Below are 24,389 nucleotides of genomic sequence, written 5' to 3'. Positions count from 1 at the left end.
GGGGAAAAAGGATGGACCGGCACCAGAATGAAAAAGGCTATGCTCTATTACTAGTTATGCTGATGGTTGTTCTCTTTACGATCATGGGAATGGGCTTACTGGCGATGAATATGAACGCAGCGAAGCAATTTAATACAAAAGAAGAACAGGTTCAGGCTAGGCATCAGGCAGAGATGGGTGTTTTACATTATAAGGCCGAAATAGAAAAAAACTTTCATCCAGTAATAGAGGATAAATCTATTTTTTGCGATTCGCTTGAAGATTTGAAGCAACAGGTTACAGGAGAACACTACTCAATATCTTCAAGTGAATGCGAAATAGATAATGAGAAGATAACCTTTTCTTTTAATAGCAAAGGAACAACAGGTACTTCTAAAGAAAAAATAGTAGAGGCAAGCATTTTCTTTGAGAAAAAAACTTCAGGACAAGGAAATGAAGTGGGTTCAGGAAATGATAATAGCAGTATACTCCCAACTATGCCAATTAATTCTGTTAGAGAAGAACTGAACGGCTTATATGTTGAAAACGGCACATTTCCTCTTGGAAAAGAAAACCTCTATATTCTAGGAGATCTTACTGTAGAACCCGGTTTTAATAAGGGTGGATCTCAAATTGAGATACCAAATGATTTGTATATTAATGGAGCTATGGATTTACATAATCAAGGCTGTGCAGTGGTAAGAAATGATTTGACTGTATTAGAAAAAATAAATTTTGGTAATAAAATATACCTCTTTGTTTATGGAGATGCAAATTTACCTGGCGATATTCAAAATCATCACAATAGTAAAATATTCATTTCAGGAGATGTCTATATAAATGGAATTAAACAGAATCCAAAACCTACTGAGTATGCTGCCGTTCCACCTGGCAATATATATTATGGACAAGGTAATATAAGTTGCCGGTTACCTGGTCCGAGTATTAGACAAAATCAGGAGCTATGGGATTTAAACGGAAAAATTGAGGCCGTATATAAATAGAAATAAAAAAGTAACTTCATTTTCGAACTGAAGTTACTTTTTTATTATCTGCGCAGTTTCCCAGCCAACACCTTCATCAAGCTCTTCAAAGATTCCACGCCATGCTACAGCAAAATCCACGCCGCAGCTTCATCGACAATTTTCCTAGCGCAGCATTCTGGGAACTGGAAGACGATCCTTTGATTGATTATAAATAAAATCACGAGTTTTAATATTTTTTACCTAAAGAGGTATTTGCATGCACCTTTATATTTTCTTTCTTTATTCGGGGAACATTCTAGGTTGAAGAAATCAATATCCTATAAAAATTATCAACTTTGTCTTGAGTAATAACAGCTATACGAATCTTATGAATCATTGAGTTATCTTTGTGGAGTAGAATCTAATCGATTCTGCTCTTTTTTTGATAGATTCATAAATATAGTATAAAATATTTACTTTTAATAGAAATTATATACATTATTATACAAATCATGTGATAATATTAAAATGAAGTAGCCGATATTATTAAAATCAGTATGAAATATAAGCGGAGGCTTAAACTATGAAAATATATAGTCAAAAAGAAGAAGGATTGACCTTAGTGGAAATTTTGGCGGCTTTGGTGATTTTAGGTATTGTGCTAGTGAGTTTTATGAGTTTTTTTACACAATCAGCGAAGTTCACTACCTTCAATAATGAAAAGTTAACTGCAGTACAAGTTACCGAAGATGTAGTAGCAAGTGTTAGAGAAAATAATCTGGATTATAAAGATCTTTATCCTGAATATAAGGTTGATGTAGTGAGATCTGACGGGCCAACTAAAAAATTAAAGCATGCCAAAATCACGGTGAGAGCAGTTGCTGGAACGAGAACAAATGAGCCAGGATTTACTACGGAAATGTATTATGAGATGGAATAGCCAAGAAGGCATTACATTAGTCGAGCTATTGGCAGTTCTAGCGATTATGGGAATTATTGTAGTTGGAATTATATCCGTCTTATCAACGGGGACGAGTTCTGCAGATCGGACTTCCTCACGTCAGGAACTTCAACAGGAAGGCAATCTGATTGCAGAACGAATTCGTGGTCATTATTTGGAAAATCCTTCTCTCGTATCGACAGTACCTGCCATTAAATGCGGACCCGATCAACAGATTAAAATCACAGTAGCATCTAATAAAGCTCAATTAAAGATGGATGGTGTCATTATTTCAGAAGGCTATGAGTATGAGTTAACTGAAGGAGCGACGTTGTGTCGGGATAAAAGGTCTCCATTAAAATTAACGATTAAAAAAGCCGATCAGAAGTTTGTTCTCCAAACGGCATTCAGTAAGTTGAATTAGGGGTGTAAGATGCAACGGTTAAATAATGAAAAAGGCTATGCTTTATTGTTTGTAATGCTCCTCGTTGTACTTTTTACAATTTTAGGTCTGGGTTTATTGTTGATGAATGCCAATGCTTCAAAACAATTTTCGTTAAAAGAAGATCAGGTACAGGCTCGTCATTATGCAGAAATGGGCTTGCTTCACTATCAGGCATTGGTTGAAGAAACTGTAGAACTTTATAAATTTACGGCCACGCAAACAGGAGCAACTACAGCATTATCCAAAAGTCGTCAAGAGCTGTGCACAAAAATCAAAAATATCGGCAGCATTCAAAAGAGTGGAGATGGAAGTACTTATAAAGTGCCGTTGGCGGGGCTTACTGGATGTTCCACGGGCGATTCCGGAAAGATTACCGTAACCATGAAGAGTACTGGAATAGCAGAAAGTGGCACCACAAAATTAGTGGAGGGAAGTATGGAAGTGACACCTCCTACAATTGTGGTAACTGAGGCGAATCCTGCAACAGGACCCGCTATTCCTGCTAAACCGATTAACACCACTGGTCAGGCACCGATTACTTCATATCCTCCATCTGGAGATGTGAAAGGGTTTGTGGAAATAGATGGTCCTTTTCCAATTCAAAGAACCTCCTATCATTTTGAATCATTCATTATTAATTCTTTGCCATCTAATAATGCTTTACTTGCCGGAGGAGGAAATAGCGGGGATACTCTAAAGATTGAAAAAGACTTATATATAGGAGGCGGTGTCTATTCGAATAACTTTATTTGTATTTATGTTCAAGGTAACCTGACCATTTTAGGGAATGTTAACTTAGGACCTTATAGCCTAATCCTTGTATACGGGGATGCTTATATTAAAGGGTCCATAACAACTAATCCGAACGCTAAAATTCATGTAATCGGCAACACATATATCGGTGCTTCTAAAACATTGACTACGGCCTATAAAAGCTTTCCGGGGTATACCAAAAACTGCGAAAGCATCGTCACTTGGCCAGACCCCGTTGAAGTCGCACAAACCGGTAAAGTATACAATTGGTCACTGAACAACAAGCTCAATACAATTTATCATTAAAATAACCCCTTGGAGAAATTTTCTCCAAGGGGTTATTCGTCTATCCGCGCCGCTTCCCAGCCAACACCTTCGCCTTCCCTGTATTCGCAAAATGCACTTTCGTCAAACTCTTCAAATATTCTTCGCCATGCTTCAGCAAAATCTTCGCTGCTGCTTCGTCGACGATTTTTCCGGCACCTTTTGGCAAGGTGACGCCGGCTTCAGCACTCATGCGATCCATTTCTTCGAGAAAGGCGACACGCGCGATGATGGAAGCACAGGCGACTGAAACGTGGAGACCTTCTGCTTTGGTGGAGAACAGGACGTTCTCGCGGATGATTTCAGGTTCTTCTTTGATGTGTTTGTAGTAAATGCCGCGCTCCGCAAATTGGTCGATCAGGATGGCGTCCGGTTTTTCCGGCGCGATCTTGCTCAGTACGTGTTTGAGAGCCTGGTTATGGAGCAATGCTTTTATTTTTCCTTGTGACCAACCTTGGCCTTGTACTTTATTGTATTTATCGTTTTTCAAGGTCAGCACTTTATGGGCAAAGGCTTCTCTTAGGTCGGGTGCCACTTGGCGCATCCACGCATCGGTGAGCTGTTTGGAATCTTTGACGCCGAGTTCATGGGCGAGCTCTACTTTGTCTGCGGGTACGTAACAGGCGGCCACTGTGATCGGGCCGAAGAAATCGCCGGTGCCGGTTTCGTCGGATCCGAGAACGGATAATTTGGCAAAGCCATCGGGCAGTTTATCGCCTTTAGTGGAAACGGTCTTTTCGGCCGCCGGCACTGCCGCACCCCATTTTGCCGCTTCGCGGTCGGCACCATTTCCCTGGAACATGACTTTTCCGGAAGTGTAGACGGTCACGACCGTATCCGGCAGTTTGGCACTGAACCTGGCGTATGGGTTCTTGGTCTGGATGTTGTTTTTCTGGTAATGCGAAATCACTTGGAGAATACTTTCCTCCGGGAGTTTCAGAACTGTATTTGACATGGACGAGTCACCTTTCTTTGATTCACAATCGGCTTGTTTTCATGGTATGATGGTCTATAGAATTCCAAAGGGGGATATTGCATTGTCAGAGCAACATAAAATTCATACGGTCGTTGACATCTATGGCAACACCTATAAAATGGTCGGTACTGAAACTTCAGGACACATGCGTCTCGTTGCGTCGATCGTCGACAGCAAAATGCGCGAGATCAATGCCCTGAATCCATCACTGGACCAGGCGAAGCTTGCCGTTTTGACTGCATCGAATGCGGTACATGACTATCTTAAACTGAAAGAGCAAGTTGAACAATTAGAAAATGAATTGAAAAAACTGAAGGGTTGACGTGAATGCTTGATATACTCTTAATTATCTTACTGATCGGTGGCATCATCGTGGGCGCCAAAAGAGGATTTGTTGTCCAGCTGATCCATATGGTCGGATTTGTTATTGCCTTGGTCGTGGCTTATAAATATTATAAACCCTTGTCAGAATACTTCGTGCTGTGGATTCCTTACCCAGCAATAAATGAAAATTCCCAGTTTACGCTTGTCGTAGACCAGTTGGACTTGGATCAGACTTTTTATCAATTATTGGCATTCGCTATAATTTTCTTTGTGGTGAAGTTTGCTTTGCAGTTGCTGGCATCCATGTTCGATTTTCTGAAGTTTTTGCCGGTTCTTGGCTTTTTCAGCAAGATTCTGGGTGCGGTTTTAGGATTTGTTGAAGTTTACATACTGCTCTTTATTTTCATCTATGTGTTTGCGCTGCTTCCTGTGGATGTCGTGCAGAACCAGTTGGAGAATTCAGGGATCGCCCAGTCTATGATTGAGCATACGCCTTATTTCTCTGAGAAAGTAAAAGAATGGTGGTATATTTATATGTAGTAGGAACTTCTCTCTTACGAGGGAAGTTTTTTTAATCGAAATGAGGAGGGCTCTTGGTGAATAAGAAGATTATCATCAGAACGCTTGAGAAAATTGCGTTATACATGGAACTCAAAGGGGAAAACCCGTTTAAAGTATCGGCTTTCCGAAAAGCCGCACAAGCGCTCGAACTGGACCAGCGCAGTCTGAACGAAATCGAAGATGTCACCAAGCTGAAAGGCATCGGCAAAGGAACTGGAGACGTTATTCTGGAACTGATCAACGATGGCAAGTCCACCGTGCTGGAAGAACTTCAGGAAGAAGTACCGAAAGGCCTTGTGCCGATGATGAAGCTTCAGGGAATGGGCGGCAAGAAGATTGCCAAGCTTTACAAGGAACTGGGCATCGATTCGATGGAAGCCTTAAAGGCAGCTTGTTTGAATGGAGAAATCCAGAAACTCCCGGGATTTGGCCCGAAATCCGAAGAGAAGATCCTGAAAGAATTGAATGATTTCGAAACCAAGCCGGACCGCCAGCCAATCTGGAAAACAGAAGAAACGGTGGCGTTCATCGAAGATGTTCTGATTACGATTGCAGAAGTCACCGAGTTTTCTGTTGCCGGAAGTTTCCGCCGCACAAAAGAAACCAGTAAAGATCTGGACTTCATCATCGCGACAGCTGAACCCGCACGCGTAAAAGAGCAATTGCTGGCAGCTTTGCCGGTACAGGAAACGATTGCGTCGGGAGACACGAAAGTTTCAGTAACCGTAGATGTGCTGGAGCCGATTGACGTCGATTTCCGTTTGGTGGCACCTGAAGAATTCGTCACCGCGCTGCATCATTTCACAGGGTCGAAGGATCATAACGTGAGAATGCGGCAGCTGGCGAAATCGCAGAACAAGAAAATTTCCGAGTACGGCGTCGAGCAGGAAGACGGTACGGTCACAACATTTACATCCGAACCCGATTTCTTCGCACATTTCGGCCTGCCTTTCATTCCGCCATCGGTGCGTGAAGACGGACGGGAACTTGACCGATTGGAAGAATTGCCTGACCTTGTGACGATTGAAGACATCAAAGGCGATCTGCATATGCATACAACCTGGTCGGATGGAGCCAATTCATTGAAGGAAATGGTTGAAGCTTGCGTAGCGAAATCCTATCAATTTATGGTCATCACCGACCATTCACACTATTTGAAGGTTGCAAACGGCCTGACGCCGGAACGGTTGACCGAGCAGCATGGACTGATCCGTGAAATCAATGGGCAATACCCGGCAATCGAAGTGTTGTCAGGTACTGAAATGGATATCTTGCCGGATGCCACATTGGATTTTGATGATGACATGCTGAAGCAGTTGGACTTTGTCATTGCCAGCATCCATTCAAGTTTCCAGCAGCCGCAGGAACAAATTATGGAACGCATTTTGACGGCCATGAAAAATCCACACGTCCACATGATTGCTCATCCGACCGGCAGAATCGTAGGCCAGCGTGAAGGCTATGATCCGGATGTCGAGCAGATTCTGGATTGGGCAAAGGAATACGGCAAAATTGTCGAATTGAATGCCAGTCCGTACCGCCTCGACCTCGCTGTACCGTATTTGATCATGGCACAGGAAAAAGGTGTACCAGTCGCAATCAATACGGATGCCCATGCCATCGAAGGCCTGGAAGTCATGGAAACCGGTGTCAAACATGCCCAAAAAGCCTGGCTGAAAAAAGACACCATCGTCAATACATGGTCGCTGGAAAAATTCAAAGCATTTTTGAATAAGAAAAAATAAAAATATATAAGTTGGACTAATAATTTAAATAGAATCGTTTCTGTTTTGGATATTCCATAAACCAGCTCCGCTTTCGGGCCCGCAGGATGCGGGTCATGCAGCTGGCGCGACAGGACGTCGCGATGCCAGCTGCCAAGGGCTTGCGCCGAACTAACTCGGGCTAAATGCCCGAGTGGATTTCTTGTATGTCGTTGCACTGCTCCCGCGGGAGTCTCCGCTGGTTTGCTCCATATCCTGTTGATCAGTTAGTGAAGACGATTAGAAGAAAGAGCGCAAGGCGGTGACTCCTGCGGAAAAACGGAGTGATGAGACCCCGCAGGAGCTTGCGACGAGGAGGCTCAGCGCTTCGTCCGCGGAAAGCATCCGCCTGGAGCGATTTCTTCTTTAATTCACTCTTATTAAGTTAAAAAGAAAATTCATAACTTCAACTTATATCGCTTCGTCTAATTGAAGCAGAGTTATCTTTTGCAATATCATCATCAATTCATCTGAAACGTTAGGAGGTTCTTCAATGATCGCAGAGCGCGCATTAAGAACACTTGAATTTTATAAAATCCGCGATGAAGTGGCGCGTTATTGTACTTCATCACTCGGAAAAGCCCATGTGGATAAGCTTTTGCCATCCACAGACATCAATGAAGTCAATCGGCTGCTCGAAGAGATGGACGAAGGCGCCCAAGTATTGCGTGTCAAAAACAATGTGCCGATGGGCGGGATCTTCGATATCCGTCTGCATGCACGAAGAGCACAAATCGGCGGAAGCCTAAGCCCAATGGAATTGATGGAAGTTTCATCGACCATCCGAGCGAGCCGCATCCTGCGCCAGTTTTTCGAAACCATCCAGGAAGAAGCGGTGATTCAGATTCCGCATTTTCTGGAGAAGAAGGAATCGATGCCGATTCTGACAGCTCTTGAACACGCCATCAATGTCTGTATTGATGACAATGGTGGGGTCTTGGACAGCGCCAGTTCAGAACTGCGCTCGATCCGTCAGCAATTGCGGACACAGGAGAGCCGCGTACGGGAACGCCTGGAAAGTCTGGTGCGTGGAAAAAATGCATCGAAAATGTTGTCGGATTCGATTGTTACGATACGCAATGACCGTTTCGTCATCCCGGTTAAACAGGAATACCGCAACCATTACGGCGGTATCGTGCATGACCAATCTTCTTCAGGGCAGACCTTGTTCATCGAACCGGATGCAGTGGTACAGGCAAACAATGAAGTGCGCCGCCTGAAGATGAAGGAAAAAGAAGAGATCGACCGGATCCTGCTCATGCTTTCTGCACAAGTACAGGAAGTGGCCCATGAATTATTCGATTTGGTAGAAGTGCTGGGTGAAATCGATTTGATCCTGGCTAAAGCAAAATACGGTGCAGCCCATAGAGGTACGAAGCCGACGATGAACACTGAAGGCTATATCAACTTGCGGAAAGCCCGCCATCCATTGATTCCGAAAGATGAAGTGGTGCCGAATGACATCGAATTCGGTGGAGATATTACTGCAATCGTCATTACGGGGCCGAATACAGGCGGGAAGACGGTAACTTTGAAGACTGTCGGACTGTCGACATTGATGGCTCAATCCGGACTTCCGGTTCCAGCGCTCGACGGCTCGGAACTGGCGGTATTCGATCAGATTTTCGCGGATATCGGAGATGAACAGTCAATCGAGCAAAGCCTCAGTACTTTTTCTTCCCATATGGTCAACATCGTTGACATCCTGACCAAATTTGATGAGAATTCACTGGTTATCTTCGATGAACTGGGAGCGGGAACGGATCCGCAGGAAGGTGCAGCGCTGGCCATTTCGTTACTGGATGAAGTCCATGGCAGAGGCGCACGCGTCATTGCGACGACGCATTATCCTGAATTGAAGGCATATGGCTTTAACCGGCCGGGCGTGGCAAATGCCAGCGTGGAATTTGATGTGGAGACATTGAGCCCGACCTATCGTCTATTGATCGGCGTTCCTGGCCGAAGCAATGCGTTCGAAATTTCTAAACGCCTCGGTTTGCCGGAGCATATCATCAAACATGCCAAGAGCTTTACGGGAACCGACAGCAAAGCGGTCGATTCGATGATCGCCTCGCTCGAGAAGAGCCGCCGTGAAGCAGAGCAGGACGCCGAGCGGACCAAAGAGGTGCTATCCCAATCGGAACAGCTGAAAAAAGAGCTGGCTCAGCAATCAGAAGAATATGAGCAGCAAAAAGAACGGCTGGAAGAAAAAGCGAAGGAGAAGGCGCGTAAAATTGTCGAAGAAGCCAGAGCAGAAGCAGAAGCCGTCATCTCGGATCTGCGTAAAATGCAGCTCAATCAAAGTTCTTCTGTAAAAGAACATGAGTTGATCGACGCGAAGAAACGCCTTGAAAACGCCATGCCGGAAAACCGCATCCTGAAAAAAGCGGCGAAAGACAATGCGGTGAAGCCCTTGAAAGCAAATGACGAAGTCAAAGTGATTTCATTTGGCCAAAAAGGGACCTTGGTCGAAAAAGTTTCCAAAAATGAGTGGATTGTTCAAATCGGCATTTTGAAGATGAAATTGCCTGAATCCGACTTGTCCTATACTAAACCGGAAAAGCAGAAGGAAACGCGTACCATGGCGACATTGAAAGACCGGGACAGCCATGTGAAGATGGAACTCGATTTGCGCGGTGAACGGTATGAAGATGCACTTGCACGTGTTGAAAAATACCTTGATGATGCGTTATTATCAAACTACCATCAAGTTTCGATCATTCATGGAAAAGGGACGGGTGCACTGCGCCAAGGCGTCCAGCAGTATTTGAAGAAACATCCGCGAGTGAAAAATTATCGGTTTGGTGAAGCAGGTGAAGGCGGCTCGGGTGTGACCGTCGCCGAATTAAAGTAAGTTTCCGCAGAGGAGCATAAGAAATGACAGAGACTGGATTTTGGACACACCCGCTGGTGGAGTCAGCCGGCTATTTCAGTGTGGTGGTATTGTGCTTGATCGTCGCCATGGTGATTTTTGAAATGGTGACAAAATATAATAACTGGGAACAAATCAAAAAAGGGAATCTTGCAGTGGCGATGGCGACAGGCGGAAAGATTTTTGGCGTGACCAACATCTTCCGGTTTTCCATCGAACAGCATAACTCTTTGTTTGAAATGATCGGGTGGGGATTATTCGGTTTTACCTTACTGATTTTCGCTTATATTCTGTTTGAGTTCCTGACACCTAAATTTAAAGTGGATGATGAAATTGAACAGGATAACCGTTCTGTCGGTTTTATCTCAATGACCATCTCTGTCGGTTTGTCGTTTGTCATCGGAGCCAGTATTCAATAGGAGTTGGATGTCGTGGAAAACCTTATTAAGATTCTTTTCGTCTTTTGTGCAATCTTTTTGATTGTGGGAGTCATCTTTCTGTTCATTTTCTAATGGACAGAGCCAGCCTTTGAGCTGGCTTTTTTGTTGGGCTAAATTTATATTCTTATCCACCGCCACAAAATGAAAAGGAAAGTTCTTGAATTTAAGACGCATACAACCCACCTTTAAAGTTTATATTCAACTTATAAAAATAAAGTTTGAAAGCGGTATCATTTAACTCTATAATTAAAAATAGGAATATTCGCACGATTATAAAAAATAGTAGGAGGTCTAAAGAATGACAGAAAAGCCTTGGCTTGCACATTATCCACCGGAAGTTCCGCATACACTCGAATACCCAAGTATGCCTGTACAGGAATATTTAACAAAGGCTTATGAAAAGTTCCCACAAAAAGTGGCGATCCATTTTATGGGGAAGGAACTTTCATATGAAGAACTTTATCAATCTTCCATGAAGTTCGCCAACTACCTTCAAAAACTTGGCATTAAGAAAGGCGATAGGGTTTCGATCATGTTGCCGAACTGTCCTCAGGCAGTTATCAGCTTTTATGGAATCCTTTATGCGGGAGGCGTTGTCGTCATGACAAACCCGTTATATACGGAGCGGGAGATCGCCTACCAGATGAAGGATTCAGGTGCAAAAGCTATTATCGGCTTGGACATTCTATTCCCTCGGATTTCGAAGGTATTGAAGGAAACGGATCTTGAGAATGTCATCGTTACGGGCATCAAGGATTACCTGACATTCCCGAAAAATCTGGTCTATCCATTCATTCAGAAGAAACAGTATGGCATGACCGTAAAAGTCGAGCACAGAGGCATTAATCACCTGTTCACTGAAATCATGAAAACCGCTCAACCGACTGTTCAGGAAACTCCATTTGACTTCGAAGAAGATTTGGCTTTGCTGCAATATACAGGAGGCACCACGGGCTCGCCGAAAGGCGTTATGCTGACGCATAAGAACATCATTTCAAATGCGACGATGTGCGACAGCTGGCTATATAAAACCACAGACGGCGAAGAAACCATCATCGGAATCATCCCGTTATTCCATGTCTACGGTTTAACGACGGTGTTGATCCTATCCGTCATGCAAGGCAATAAGATGGTGCTGTTGCCGAAGTTCGATCCGGAAACGGCCTTGAAGACCATCAACAAACAAAAGCCGACTCTTTTCCCAGGTGCCCCTACTTTGTATATTGGATTGATGAATCATCCCGATATCGCCAAATACGACTTGTCTTCTATTGAAGCGTGCCTAAGCGGTTCAGCACCTCTTCCAGCGGAAGTACAGGAGAAATTCGAGAAGCTGACCGGCGGAAAACTGGTGGAAGGCTATGGATTGACGGAAACGTCTCCCGTCACCCATTCAAATTTGGTATGGGGAGAGCGGACGAAAGGTTCGATCGGCTTACCGTATCCGGATACCGACTGCAAGATTTTCCAGACAGGTACGACCAATCCGGTGCCGAACGGTGAAATCGGTGAAATTGCCATCAAAGGACCTCAAGTGATGAAAGGCTATTGGAATAAACCCGAAGAAACCGCTGCTACAATTGTAGATGGCTGGTTGTTGACTGGTGACCTTGGCTATATGGATGATGAAGGCCATTTCTTTATCGTCGACCGCAAAAAAGACATGATCATCGCAGGTGGTTTCAATATTTATCCGCGCGAAATCGAAGAAGTGTTGTATGAGCACGAAGCCGTGCAGGAATGTGTAGTTGCCGGTATCCCAGATCCGTATCGCGGTGAAACAGTAAAAGCATACATTGTGCTGAAAGAAGGCTATAATGTAACAGAAGAAGAATTCAATACGTATTGCCGGGAGCACTTAGCTTCATTCAAAGTACCGCGTATTTATGAGTTCCGCAAAGAACTGCCGAAAACTGCAGTCGGAAAAATTCTGCGCCGTTCGCTGGTGGATGAAGAGATCGCAAAGCAAGACGAAGCAATTACATCGTAATCGGATAAAAACTTGACACTTTATCGAATAAACTATAATATGAAAATATGAATGAATCGCCATTCATATTTTCATATTTTTTTGGGTGGTGACAACTTGGTAAAAAAAGATAAGCCGAAATATAAGCAAATCATTGATGCGGCAGTTATTGTCATCGCTGAAAATGGCTATCATCAGGCGCAGGTCTCGAAAATAGCCAAACAGGCAGGTGTGGCCGACGGAACGATCTATTTGTATTTCAAAAACAAAGAAGACATCCTGATTTCTGTGTTTCAGGAAAAGATGGGCGTGTTCGTCAGTAAGCTGGAACAAATCATCTCCCGCGACCTGGATGCATCGACCAAGCTTGGCCTTATGATTGAAAGCCACTTTGAGTTATTGGCCAGTGACATCCATCTGGCGATCGTCACACAGCTTGAATTACGGCAGTCAAATTACGAAATTCGTATGAAGATCAATAATGTGCTGCGTGAATATTTGAAGTTGATGGACAAAATTCTGGTCAAAGGCATGGAAGATGGCGAATTCGATGAGGCAATGGATATTCGTTTAGCCAGACAGATGGTTTTTGGTACAATGGATGAGACCATCACTACATGGGTCATGAATGATCATAAATACGATTTAGTCGAACTCGCACCACAAGTTCAGCGTTTGCTGCTGAAAGGCATGCAGGCTTAAGGGAAGGGGCTCATTGGATGGAATTTATCAGTTGGAAAAAAGAAGATGGAGTAGCTGTCGCGACGATTAATCGCCCGCCGGCAAATGCACTGTCGCGTTCACTCATTTTGGAAGTCGATGAATTGTTGAACCAAGTGGAGAATGATGAAGAGGTTCGCGTCATCGTCCTGCACGGAGAAGGAAGGTTCTTTTCTGCAGGGGCTGACATCAAGGAGTTTACGCAAGTATCTTCAGGAGAAGAATTTTCAAAATTATCAGCGAGTGGCCAGGAAGTATTTGAACGTGTCGAAACTTTCCATAAGCCAGTCATTGCAGCGATCCACGGAGCGGCTTTAGGCGGCGGATTGGAATTGGCAATGAGTTGCCACATGCGATTTGTTACTGAAAATGCTAAACTGGGATTACCGGAGCTTCAACTAGGGTTGATTCCCGGTTTTGCTGGAACACAGCGCCTGCCGAGATATGTAGGGGCAGCGAAGGCAGCAGAAATGTTGTTGACGAGCGATCCGATCTCCGGAACGGAAGCTGCGCAATATGGTTTGGCTAACCGTGCTTATGCAGAAGAAGACCTACTTTCGGAAACGCTTTCAATCGCCCGCAAGATTGCGAAGAAAAGTCCAGTTTCTGTGAAGGCGGCTATTCAGATGCTGCAGTACACAAAGCCTGCGTCCTATCATGAAGGCGTAGATGCTGAAGCTGCATCTTTTGGAACTGTTTTTGTTTCGGAAGATGCAAAAGAAGGAATCCAGGCATTTCTGGAAAAACGTGAAGCACAATTTAAAGGGAAATAATACTTGGGAGGTTTACGTTCATGAACATTTATGTATTGGTAAAACGTACGTTTGACACAGAAGAGAAAATCGTCGTTTCAGGTGGACAAATCCAGGAAGACGGCGCGGAATTCATCATCAATCCATACGATGAATACGCAATTGAAGAAGCAATCACAGTCCGTGATGCACACGGCGGCGAAGTGACAGTGGTCACAATCGGCAGCGACGAGGCTGAGAAGCAGCTTCGCACAGCTCTTGCAATGGGCGCTGACAAAGCGGTCTTGATCAACACGGAAGACGATATAGAAGAAATGGACCAGTTTACTTCTGCGTACATACTGGCTGAATATTTAAAAGACAAAGAAGCTGATTTGATTTTAGCGGGTAACGTAGCAATCGACGGCGGATCCGGACAAGTCGGACCACGTGTTGCTGATTTGCTTGGCATCAACTATGTAACAACGATCACCAGCCTGAGCATCGAAGGCGAAACGGTTACCATCGTCCGCGATATCGAAGGGGATGCGGAAGAATTGGAAACATCATTGCCGCTTCTTGTAACTGCTCAGCAGGGCTTGAACGAGCCGCGTTATCCATCACTTCCAGGAATCATGAAAGCGAAGAAAAAACCGCTTGAAGAATTGGAACTGGATGATTTGGATATCGAAGAAGACGATGTAGAAGCGAAAACGGAAACAATCGAAATCTACCTGCCACCGAAAAAAGCGGCTGGCCGTATTCTGGAAGGCGACATCCCGAACCAGGTAACAGAACTGGTCGGCCTGTTGCGCAACGAAGCGAAGGTTATATAAAGAAAAGCGGAAGTGCCTGTTCAGCTCTGACAGGGGTAAGACGATCTGGCGAAGCGGCGCTCTTTGCCGCACAGCTCTGACAGCTTGAGAGTGGGAAACTTCCATTTAACTAACGGCAATTAAACATTCCATCTATTTTCACATCTACTTAGGGGGTAAACGGACTATGGCGAAAAAAGTATTGGTTTTAGGAGAAACGCGCGAAGGCGCTTTGCGTAATGTCTCATTTGAAGCAATTGCAGCTGCTAAGAAAATTTCTGGCGGCGGAGAAGTGGTAAGTGTTCTGATCGGTGATTCGGTTGCAGATTTCGGCGCTGAACTGATTGCATACGGCGCAGACCGCGTCGTAACGGTTGAACATCCACATTTGAAATCGTATACATCGGACGGCTACGGCCAAGCATTCATGGCAGTCGTTGAACAGGAAAATCCGGAAGGTCTTGTCTTTGGCCATACAGCAGTCGGCAAAGATTTGGCTCCGAAAATCGCTTCCAAATTACAGTCCGGATTGATTTCGGATGTAACGGACATTGAAGGCGAAGGCGATGATGCCGTATTCATCCGTCCGATCTTCTCTGGTAAAGCATTTGAAAAAGTGAAGCTGAAGGAAGGCATCGTTTTCATCACCGTGCGTTCGAACAACATTGCACCGCTTGAAAGACAGGAACGTTCAGGCGATGTCAGTTCGTTGTCGGTTGATATTACAAACCTTCGCACAATCATCAAAAACGTAGTGCGCAAATCATCTGAAGGCGTCGATCTTTCGGAAGCGAAAGTCATCGTAGCTGGAGGGCGTGGCGTTAAGAGTGCTGATGGATTTGAGCCGTTGCAGGAATTGGCGAATCTTCTTGGCGGCGCAGTTGGGGCATCACGCGGAGCTTGTGACGCGGATTATTGTGATTACTCGCTTCAAATCGGTCAGACAGGCAAAGTGGTGACACCTGACCTGTATATCGCAGCTGGTATTTCTGGCGCCATCCAACACATGGCTGGTATGTCCAACTCGAAAGTGATCGTGGCGATCAACAAAGATCCCGAAGCGAACATTTTCAAAGTAGCGGATTACGGCATTGTCGGAGACTTGTTCGAAGTCATCCCGATGCTGACAGAAGAATTCAAGAAGGTAATGTAATTTTGAATGGCGGCGGGTCCACTGGGCCAGCCGCCTTTTTCTGTTTAACGCCATCAGATGCGGGGTATTGGAAGAGTAGGCAAAAAAATAGCTAGTGTTTTTAGCACATGCTATACTCTGTATATAGTTTGGTTCAATCATAAGGAGGAATTATTCATGGCAATCGTACACGGAACAGATCAGAACTTTTCACAAGAAGTATCAGAAGGACTCGTTTTAGTAGATTTTTGGGCAACTTGGTGCGGACCATGTAAAATGATCGCTCCAGTGCTGGAAGAATTAGACGCTGAAATGAGCGATAAAGTTAAAATCGTAAAAGTTGATGTGGATCAAAACCAGGAAACAGCTGGAAACTACGGCATCATGTCAATTCCGACTTTGCTGTTGATGAAAGACGGAGAAACAGTTGACAAAGTGGTTGGTTTCAGACCGAAAGAAGCTTTAGCTGAATTGGTTGAAAAACACGCATAATTCTTAACCGGGTCCAGCGATGGTGCCCGGTTTTTTAATAGGGTGAGATAAAAGATGGCTAACGAATTGATTCAGCATAAATTGGCAGTATTGCCTGGCCAACCAGGCTGCTATTTGATGAAGGATCGCCAGAATACCGTCATTTATGTCGGCAAGGCGAAAGTTCTTAAAAACCGCGTGCGCTCGTATTTCACGGGCAGCCACGATGCAAAAACACAGCGTCTGGTCAATGAAATCGAGGATTTCGAATATATCGTCACTTCTTCTGATAAAGAAGCGCTGATTCTCGAATTGAATTTGATCAAAAAATATGACCCTAAATACAATATCATGCTGAAGGATGACAAAAGCTATCCGTACTTGAAAATCACTGGAGAGCGCCATCCGAAGCTGATTACAACCAGACAGGTGAAGAAAGACAAAGGAAAGTACTTTGGCCCTTACCCGAATGCTTATGCGGCAGCGGAAACGAAAAAGCTGTTGGATCGTCTGTATCCATTGCGGAAATGCCATACCATGCCGGATCGGGTTTGTTTGTACTATCATTTAGGGCAATGTTTGGCTCCTTGCGTCAAGCCTGTCGAAAAGGAAACCTATCAGGAAATGATCGACGGCATCACCAGGTTCCTGAACGGCGGATTCCGGGAAGTGAAGCAGCAATTGGTCGAGAAGATGTCCGAAGCTTCGGAGAACCTGGAATTTGAGCGTGCCAAGGAATACCGCGACCAAATTTCCATGATTGAAACCGTGATGGAAAAACAGAAGATGGCGATGAACGATTTCACCAATCGCGACGTCTTTGCCTATGCAGTCGATAAGGGCTGGATGTGCGTACAAGTCTTTTTTGTGCGTCAAGGCAAACTGATTGAACGCGACGTTTCGCTGTTTCCGCTCTATCGGGATCCAGAAGAAGAGTTTTTGACGTTTCTGGGCCAATTTTATGAAAAGGCCAACCACGTCAAGCCGAGTGAAATTCTGTTGCCGGAAGCGGATGATCCTGAGATGTTGAAAGAATGGCTTGGAGTCCGTGTACTGGTTCCCCAGCGCGGCAAGAAAAAAGATTTGGTGGCGCTGGCTAAGAAAAATGCCGAAATTGCCATTAAAGAGAAATTCCAGCTGCTCGAGCGCCAGGAAGAACGGACAATCGGTGCCTGCGTAGATCTGGGAGAAGCAATGAACATCGAAACGCCTTTGCGCATCGAAGCATTCGACAACTCCCACATTCAAGGAGCCGATGCGGTATCTGCGATGATTACATTCATCGACGGCAAGCCTTCCAAAAAGGATTACCGGAAATACAAAACACGCAATGCTTCCAAGCCCGATGATTATGCGGCCATGCGCGAAGTTATCCGCCGCCGCTATTCACGGGTCCTGAAAGACGGTCTGCCTTTGCCGGATCTGATCGTCATCGATGGAGGGAAAGGCCAGATGGAGTCGGCGCGCGAAATCCTGGAGGACGAACTCGGTTTATCGATACCGATTGCGGGACTGGCGAAAGATGCAAAGCACCAAACTTCCCAATTGCTGTATGGGTCGCCTGCTGAAGTTGTGCCGCTCAAGCGGACCAGTGAAGCTTTCTATCTGATGCAGCGGATTCAAGATGAGGTCCACCGTTTTGTCATTACTTTCCACCGTCAGCTGCGCGGCAAGAATTCGATCCAGTCGGCGCTCGACGGTCTTGAAGGAGTCGGACCGAAACGCAAACAGCAGCTGCTGAAGCATTTTGGATCTGTCAAGAAACTCAAAGAAGCCTCTGTGGAAGAAATCAAAGAGGCCGGAATGCCGGAAGCGCTGGCGTTGTCCATCAGTCAGCATTTTGGGGAAGACACATTGCCAAGTGAATCTTAACGTGTTATCGTAATAGAATAATTGAATCACTTGGAAAAGTGATGATAGAGGCGCGAACGTCAATAGTAAGCATTCGGAGATTTGCAGAATCTGAGATGAATGGTGAAAGGGGCGGTCGCCGAAGTTTGCGTGTTACTGCTGTTGCGCATGCTGGTTCTGCATTTAAGAAATGCAGAGCTGTCAGAGTCAATCTCTGGAGGGCTATCTCACATGGACGTTTTTCGTACATGATGAAAGAGGTAGTTTACCGTGGTTGCGGTGAACTGCCTTTTTTTGTGGCCGGCTTTGCTGCCGGTCATAGTGAGGGCCACATACTAAATGTGGGAGTGGATGAAATGGAAACGATCGTCATGAAATTTGGAGGGACGTCTGTCGCAACTCCGGAAAAGATCATCGGAGTGGCTGAACGGGCCATCCGTGAAAAAGAAAAAGGCAAACGGGTTGTCATTGTCGTTTCGGCTATGGGTAAGACGACCGATACGCTGCTGGGGCTGGCCGGGGAAATTTCTTCTGAACCGCCAAAGCGGGAAATGGATATGCTGCTGGCCACTGGTGAGCAGATCACCATTTCGCTCTTGGCAATGGCTTTCAAAAAGCTGGGACATGAAGCCTTATCTTTTACCGGTTGGCAGGCGGGTATCGAAACAGAATCCGTGCCCCGCAATGCACGCATTGAACAAATCCATACAGATCGTCTTGAACGTGTATTGGAAAATGGCTATTTTTGTGTGGTGGCCGGTTTTCAGGGAGTCGATAAAATCGGCAATATCACCACTCTCGGCCGAGGTGGATCTGATACGACGGCTGTTGCACTGGCCGCAGCTTTAAAAGCGGAGAAATGCGAAATTTATACAGATGTCAACGGTGTCTATACATCGGATCCCCGGTTTGTCACAGGTGCACGCAAGCTGGAACAGATTTCCTATGACGAAATGCTGGAACTCGCCAATTTGGGGGCAGGAGTCCTGCATCCGCGCGCAGTCGAGTTCGCAAAAAACAATCATGTACCATTATCCGTCAGAGCAAGTTATTCAAATGAGCCTGGCACAATCATACAAGAGGTGATCACTGTGGAGAAAAACTTAATCGTCAGAGGTGTTGCATTTGAACCGGGAATCGCGCGTGTGACCGTCACTTATAAAAAACCATTCAACGGTTCCCTAGCCAATATATTTACAAAACTTGCTGAAAATCAGATTGATGTGGACATCATCGTCCAAAGCATCAGTGATGAATTTCCGCCATCGGTTTCATTTTCCATCCCTCAGGAAAGCCTGGAAGAAACGCGCCGCGTCCTCACAGACGCAAAAGATGAAATCGGCTTCCTGTCGCTGAACGTCGAGGTCGGTTTGTCGAAAGTGTCGATTGTGGGGTCGGGAATGGTATCCAATCCGGGCGTAGCTGCACGGATGTTCGATATTTTAAGAAGCCAGGAGATTCCAGTGAAAATGGTCAGCACATCCGAAATCAAAATTTCAGTAGTGGTGCCGGAATCAGATATGAGAAAATCGGCGAATGCTTTACATGATGCCTATGGCCTGTCTGAAGTCCAGTCTTCTTAATGCGCAGCTGTTCGAGTAAAATGCCACACCCTCCAAATAATAATAGTAAGTGATAAAATTCACAATTTGTTCAAATTCTCAATAGCAATAGTGCAATAATGCTGTTATCACTACAATACGGTGAATTAGGGTCAAAAAGCGATTCTCAATTAGAGAATCGCTTTTTGTCAGAATTCTATTAAAACGGTTACATTCCAAGCTGTTTTATTGCAGATAGGGCGTAATTCACCAATAAAATACTTAGTAACTATCTGTTCAAAAGAGTTTCGGTGCCTTGACGCTCCCAAAGGGGGAGAGTACAATAAATATGTCATATTAATGTATCATGATGGTGTGCGGCTTCAGGTGCTTTCGTAATATATCGTTAGCGTTGAACGTTGCCAATCAATGTTTTGAGGGGGGTAAAATTTTGGATAACAATCGTGAATTTTTAATGCGCAGGCTGCACTCATTGTTGGGGATCATTCCTATCGGTTTATTCTTAACGCAGCACTTAATCGTCAACCATTTTGCTACACAAGGGGTAGAGGCATTCAATAATGCATCTCACTTCATGGCAAATCTTCCATTCGTTATTTTCCTGGAGATATTTGTCATTTATTTACCGCTCATGTATCACGCATTCTACGGTCTATACATAGCGTTTACTTCGAAGAACAATCCTGGGCACTATAGCTACATGCGCAACATTTTGTTTGTCGCACAACGTTATACAGGGGTCTTCCTGGTAGTCTTCATCGCTTGGCACGTCTTTGAAACAAGATTCCAAGTCGCGATCGGAGCAGCAGCAGAAGCTGATTTCAATATGATGGAAAACATTTTAAGCAATCCATTCATGTTGGCATTCTACATCGTCGGTGTGTTGGCAGCAGTTTTCCATTTCTCGAACGGAATTTGGTCATTCCTTGTTACTTGGGGAATTACACAGTCCGAAGCATCACAGCGAAACGCAACTTATTTCACGCTTCTAGTATTTATTGTATTATCGATCATTGGTATCAGAGCATTGTTTGCATTCGTTTAAGAATGTTTCAATCATTGGTGAACTAAAAGAGGAGTGAATACTAACATGGCGAAGGGCAAAATTTCTATCGTCGGTGGTGGCCTTGCCGGCTTGATGGCAGCAATTAAAGTTGCAGAGGCAGGTTCTCCCGTCGATTTATTTTCAATCGTTCCCGTTAAACGGTCCCACTCAGTATGTGCACAAGGCGGGATCAACGGAGCGGTAAATACAAAAGGTGAAGGGGATTCCCCGGATATTCACTTTGATGATACCGTTTACGGAGGCGACTTCCTTGCGAATCAGCGTCCCGTAAAAGCAATGGCGGATGCAGCACCCGGAATTATCCGCATGTTCGACCGCATGGGCGTAATGTTCAACCGTACACCGGAAGGCCTTTTGGATTTCCGTCGTTTCGGTGGAACAATGTACCATAGAACAGCGTTTGCCGGCGCTACAACTGGCCAGCAATTACTGTATGCATTGGACGAGCAGGTTCGCCGCTATGAAGTGAGCGGACTGATCACAAAATACGAAGGGTGGGAATTCCTGGGTCTTGTTCTTGACGAGCAGGGCGTCGGTAAAGGAATCACGGCTCAAAATATGACGACAATGGAAATCAATTCGTTCCGTGCGGATGCTGTCATCATGGCAACCGGCGGACCGGGAATCATTTTCGGGAAATCGACGAACTCTGTCATCAACACAGGTTCAGCAGCTTCCATCGTCTATCAACAAGGTGCTTACTACGCAAACGGAGAATTTATACAAATTCACCCGACAGCGATTCCAGGAGACGATAAACTGCGCTTAATGTCAGAATCGGCTCGTGGGGAAGGCGGACGTATTTGGACTTACAAAGACGGCAAGCCTTGGTATTTCCTTGAAGAAAAATATCCGGCATACGGAAACCTGGTTCCACGTGATATCGCAACACGTGAAATTTTCGATGTCTGCGTTAACCAGAAGCTCGGCATCAATGGCGAGAACATGGTTTACTTGGATCTTTCACACAAAGATCCAAAAGAACTGGATATCAAATTAGGTGGAATCATCGAAATCTACGAGAAATTCACAGGTGATGACCCTCGTAAAGTTCCGATGAAAATCTTCCCTGCTGTCCATTATTCAATGGGTGGATTGTGGGTCGATGACCACCAAATGACAAGCATCCCTGGCGTTTTGGCAGCGGGTGAATGTGATTACTCTCAGCACGGTGGTAACCGTCTGGGTGCGAACTCATTGCTTTCAGCGATTTACGGCGGTATGGTCGCAGGACCGAACGCACTTGAATACGTTAAAGGCCTTGAAGTATTGGCGGAAGATCTTCCTTCAGCTATTTTCGACAAAGCTGAAGCGGAAGAGCAACGCAAATGGGAAGAAATTCTGGCATTGGACGGCACAGAAAACGCTTACGTTCTCCACAAAGAATTGGGCGAATGGATGACGGACAATGTAACAGTGGTACGCTATAACGATCGTTTGCAGAAGACGGATGAAAAACTCCAGGAACTGCTTGAACGCTTCAACCATATCAGCATCACCGATACTCAACTTTGGAGCAACCAAGGCGCAATGTTCACACGTCAATTGCGGAATATGCTACATTTAGCACGAGTGATCACAATCGGGGCACTTAACCGTAACGAAAGCCGCGGCGCTCATTACAAACCGGATTTCCCGGAACGTAATGATGAAGAGTTCTTGAAAACAACGATGGCGAAATTCAATGGCTTTGATGCACCTATCTTCCATTATGAAGAAGTCGACACATCGTTGATTCCGCCGCGTAAACGTGATTATTCAGCAAAAGCATAATATAGAAGGGAGCTAATTTACCATGGGTGAAGCAGCAAAAACGGTACTATTTGAAATCGAACGCAGAAACTCTACGGATGAAGATTCGTATTGGGAAAAGTTCGAATTGCCATATAAGGCGAATATGAATGTCATTTCGGCATTGATGGAAATTCGCCGTAACCCTGTCAACATGGAAGGGAAGAAAACCACTCCTGTAAACTGGGACATGAACTGTCTGGAAGAGGTTTGTGGCGCATGTTCAATGGTCATCAACGGCAAAGCGCGTCAATCGTGTACTGCTCTCGTCGATCAATTGGAACAGCCGATCCGTCTTCAGCCGATGAAAACATTCCCTGTAGTCCGTGACCTTGTCATTGACCGCAGCCGTATGTTCGACTCGTTGAAGAAAGTTAAAGCATGGGTGCCGATCGATGGTACACATGACCTTGGAGATGGACCACGTATGCCTGAGCGTAAACGCCAATGGGCTTACGAACTATCTAAATGTATGACTTGCGGCGTATGTCTTGAAGCATGCCCGAACGTCAACGATAAATCCGATTTCATCGGAGCTGCACCACTTTCACAGGTTCGTTTGATGAACGCTCATCCGACTGGTTCTATGAACCGCGATGCACGTTTGAACGCGATTATGGGTGAAGGCGGATTAGCTAGCTGCGGTAACTCTCAAAACTGTGTGGAATCTTGTCCTAAGGGAATTCCTTTGACAACTTCAATTGCAGCGTTGAACCGCGACACAACTGTTCAAATGTTCCGTAACTTCTTCGGAAGCGACAGAATGGTTGACTAGTATTTATTGGAAACCCCGCTGCGGCGGGGTTTTTATTTTTGCTCATTGATAGTGAATTGAAGAAGCAGCATTGGAAAGCATACATAATTTCCTGCCCTTTCCTGAAGTTTTTGATATACTAAGAAAATGAAGAGTTTGAATTAGTGGAGGTTTCCTATGAAAGCGAGTTATATTGAGGATTTTGATCAATGGAAGCGGGAATTTACTTTTTCTGCTCCAGTTCAGGTGCGTTTCTCTGAAACGGATATGTTCGGGCATGTCAACAACACGGTACCCATCGCTTATTTTGAGTTTGCTCGGATCGAGTTCATGAAAGAGATGGGCTTGATGCAACGCTGGCTTGAAGAGGGGAACGAATTGTTTCCTGTCGTAGCCGATATGCAGGTGGATTTTGTCCAGCAGGTATTTTTTGATGAAAAACTGGATGTCCATGTCAAAATTGCGCGCGTCGGCACGTCCTCGGTTGATATTCATTACTGGACGGTCAATGAAAAAGGGGAAACCTGCTTTACCGGAAGAGGAGCGATTGTCCAGATCTCAAAACAGACCGGCAAAGGTCATCCGTGGACAGAACAGGACATTGAAATGCTCCGGGCAGAGCAATTGGCTGCTGCAAAAAAGTAAGGGAGCTCTTGCTATATCAATAAAAAACCTTCACTATAGAAAGAAGAAGGTTTTTCAAGGAGTGGTAACTGGAAATGAATGATGACAAGCAAGGCATCAGCCATGAATTAGAACGCATAGCCTTTATGGAAAAGGAACTGCGGTATATTTCTGGAATCATCAAGCAAAAAGGCCGGGAAATTTTGAATTCCTATACGATAACACCGCCTCAATTCATCGCGCTGCAATGGCTGTTCGAACATGGCGACATGACCATCGGTGATCTGTCGAATAAAATGTATCTGGCGTTCAGCACTACAACCGATCTGGTTGACCGCATGGAGAAAAATGAATTGGTTGTGCGGATCCGTGAAGAACAGGACCGCCGCGTCGTCCGGATTAAATTATTAAAAGAAGGCGAACGGGTTATTGAAGAAGTTATCCAAAAACGCCAGGAATACCTGCAGACCGTTTTAGCGGATTTTACGAAAGAAGAAGCGGAACAACTTGCAGCTTTACTTGAAAAATTGCACAAAAACATGAAATAGGATAGAGGCGATG

General features: G+C 45.0%; 23 protein-coding genes and 1 riboswitch. Of the genes, 22 read left to right on the top strand and 1 reads right to left on the bottom strand.

Features of this window, described 5'->3' with window-relative positions; genetic code table 11:
* Positions 1–11 precede the first annotated feature (11 nt).
* From Q0785_RS13305 to Q0785_RS13290, 4 genes are all read left to right on the top strand, one after another.
* On the top strand, positions 12–983 hold the full coding sequence (locus Q0785_RS13305; protein ID WP_298830496.1) for a hypothetical protein: 972 nt from the start codon (positions 12–14) through the stop codon (positions 981–983).
* A 544-nt stretch (positions 984–1,527) separates the two neighbouring features.
* Positions 1,528–1,884, top strand: coding sequence for a type II secretion system protein (locus Q0785_RS13300; RefSeq protein ID WP_298830494.1), 357 nt, complete (start codon positions 1,528–1,530; stop codon positions 1,882–1,884).
* Complete coding sequence (locus tag Q0785_RS13295) at positions 1,871–2,308, top strand: prepilin-type N-terminal cleavage/methylation domain-containing protein (protein WP_298830492.1); 438 nt, start codon at positions 1,871–1,873, stop codon at positions 2,306–2,308. Before Q0785_RS13300 ends, Q0785_RS13295 begins: the two co-directional genes overlap by 14 nt.
* A 9-nt stretch (positions 2,309–2,317) precedes the next feature.
* Positions 2,318–3,388 (top strand): hypothetical protein, encoded by a 1,071-nt coding sequence (locus Q0785_RS13290; protein WP_298830490.1) that lies wholly within the window; start codon positions 2,318–2,320, stop codon positions 3,386–3,388.
* Between the two features lie 40 nt (positions 3,389–3,428).
* Here Q0785_RS13290 and rnhC read toward each other — a convergent pair whose 3' ends face one another.
* Positions 3,429–4,361 carry a ribonuclease HIII gene (gene rnhC / locus Q0785_RS13285; protein ID WP_298830488.1) on the bottom strand — a complete coding sequence of 311 codons (933 nt, stop codon included), beginning with the start codon at positions 4,359–4,361 and terminating at the stop codon, positions 3,429–3,431.
* Between the two features lie 82 nt (positions 4,362–4,443).
* Between rnhC and zapA the strand changes: the two genes are divergently transcribed.
* From zapA to Q0785_RS13195, 18 genes are all read left to right on the top strand, one after another.
* On the top strand, positions 4,444–4,704 hold the full coding sequence (zapA, locus tag Q0785_RS13280) for a cell division protein ZapA (protein WP_065537053.1): 261 nt from the start codon (positions 4,444–4,446) through the stop codon (positions 4,702–4,704).
* A 5-nt stretch (positions 4,705–4,709) separates the two neighbouring features.
* The gene (locus Q0785_RS13275; RefSeq protein ID WP_298830481.1) at positions 4,710–5,246 is read left to right on the top strand and encodes a CvpA family protein; all 537 of its coding nucleotides are present in this window, start codon (positions 4,710–4,712) and stop codon (positions 5,244–5,246) included.
* A 56-nt stretch (positions 5,247–5,302) separates the two neighbouring features.
* The gene (polX, locus tag Q0785_RS13270) at positions 5,303–7,012 is read left to right on the top strand and encodes a DNA polymerase/3'-5' exonuclease PolX (RefSeq protein ID WP_298830479.1); all 1,710 of its coding nucleotides are present in this window, start codon (positions 5,303–5,305) and stop codon (positions 7,010–7,012) included.
* A 511-nt stretch (positions 7,013–7,523) separates the two neighbouring features.
* Positions 7,524–9,884: an endonuclease MutS2 gene (locus tag Q0785_RS13265; RefSeq protein ID WP_298830477.1), complete on the top strand. Its 2,361-nt coding sequence runs from the start codon at positions 7,524–7,526 to the stop codon at positions 9,882–9,884.
* A gap of 23 nt (positions 9,885–9,907) precedes the next feature.
* Complete coding sequence (locus Q0785_RS13260; protein WP_223638360.1) at positions 9,908–10,321, top strand: DUF350 domain-containing protein; 414 nt, start codon at positions 9,908–9,910, stop codon at positions 10,319–10,321.
* A 319-nt stretch (positions 10,322–10,640) separates the two neighbouring features.
* Complete coding sequence (locus tag Q0785_RS13255; RefSeq protein WP_298830475.1) at positions 10,641–12,332, top strand: AMP-binding protein; 1,692 nt, start codon at positions 10,641–10,643, stop codon at positions 12,330–12,332.
* Positions 12,333–12,428: 96 nt separating this feature from the next.
* Positions 12,429–13,013, top strand: a complete 585-nt coding sequence (locus Q0785_RS13250) for a TetR/AcrR family transcriptional regulator (RefSeq protein ID WP_298830473.1) — start codon at positions 12,429–12,431, stop codon at positions 13,011–13,013.
* Positions 13,014–13,030: 17 nt separating this feature from the next.
* Positions 13,031–13,804, top strand: coding sequence for an enoyl-CoA hydratase (locus Q0785_RS13245; protein ID WP_223638351.1), 774 nt, complete (start codon positions 13,031–13,033; stop codon positions 13,802–13,804).
* Positions 13,805–13,824: 20 nt separating this feature from the next.
* On the top strand, positions 13,825–14,598 hold the full coding sequence (locus tag Q0785_RS13240) for an electron transfer flavoprotein subunit beta/FixA family protein (RefSeq protein WP_298830472.1): 774 nt from the start codon (positions 13,825–13,827) through the stop codon (positions 14,596–14,598).
* Positions 14,599–14,764: 166 nt separating this feature from the next.
* Entirely contained in the window at positions 14,765–15,730 is a 966-nt protein-coding gene (locus Q0785_RS13235; RefSeq protein WP_298830471.1) for an electron transfer flavoprotein subunit alpha/FixB family protein, read from the top strand.
* A 156-nt stretch (positions 15,731–15,886) separates the two neighbouring features.
* Positions 15,887–16,201 carry a thioredoxin gene (trxA, locus tag Q0785_RS13230; protein ID WP_008431421.1) on the top strand — a complete coding sequence of 105 codons (315 nt, stop codon included), beginning with the start codon at positions 15,887–15,889 and terminating at the stop codon, positions 16,199–16,201.
* Positions 16,202–16,255: 54 nt separating this feature from the next.
* Complete coding sequence (gene uvrC, locus Q0785_RS13225) at positions 16,256–18,052, top strand: excinuclease ABC subunit UvrC (protein WP_223638337.1); 1,797 nt, start codon at positions 16,256–16,258, stop codon at positions 18,050–18,052.
* Positions 18,053–18,089: 37 nt separating this feature from the next.
* A riboswitch (Lysine riboswitch) is annotated at positions 18,090–18,264 on the top strand.
* A gap of 123 nt (positions 18,265–18,387) precedes the next feature.
* The gene (locus Q0785_RS13220; RefSeq protein ID WP_298830557.1) at positions 18,388–19,614 is read left to right on the top strand and encodes an aspartate kinase; all 1,227 of its coding nucleotides are present in this window, start codon (positions 18,388–18,390) and stop codon (positions 19,612–19,614) included.
* A 409-nt stretch (positions 19,615–20,023) separates the two neighbouring features.
* Complete coding sequence (locus tag Q0785_RS13215; RefSeq protein WP_223638332.1) at positions 20,024–20,638, top strand: succinate dehydrogenase cytochrome b558 subunit; 615 nt, start codon at positions 20,024–20,026, stop codon at positions 20,636–20,638.
* A 45-nt stretch (positions 20,639–20,683) separates the two neighbouring features.
* The gene (gene sdhA, locus Q0785_RS13210; protein ID WP_223638329.1) at positions 20,684–22,432 is read left to right on the top strand and encodes a succinate dehydrogenase flavoprotein subunit; all 1,749 of its coding nucleotides are present in this window, start codon (positions 20,684–20,686) and stop codon (positions 22,430–22,432) included.
* A gap of 22 nt (positions 22,433–22,454) precedes the next feature.
* Entirely contained in the window at positions 22,455–23,225 is a 771-nt protein-coding gene (gene sdhB, locus Q0785_RS13205; protein ID WP_223638326.1) for a succinate dehydrogenase iron-sulfur subunit, read from the top strand.
* Between the two features lie 156 nt (positions 23,226–23,381).
* Positions 23,382–23,849, top strand: a complete 468-nt coding sequence (locus tag Q0785_RS13200; RefSeq protein WP_298830464.1) for an acyl-CoA thioesterase — start codon at positions 23,382–23,384, stop codon at positions 23,847–23,849.
* A gap of 74 nt (positions 23,850–23,923) precedes the next feature.
* Complete coding sequence (locus tag Q0785_RS13195; RefSeq protein WP_298830463.1) at positions 23,924–24,376, top strand: MarR family transcriptional regulator; 453 nt, start codon at positions 23,924–23,926, stop codon at positions 24,374–24,376.
* Positions 24,377–24,389: the final 13 nt, after the last annotated feature.

The organism is uncultured Planococcus sp. (assembly GCF_947501725.1).
GTDB lineage: Bacteria > Bacillota > Bacilli > Bacillales_A > Planococcaceae > Planococcus > Planococcus donghaensis_C.
This window is presented reverse-complemented; position numbering and strand designations above follow the sequence as displayed.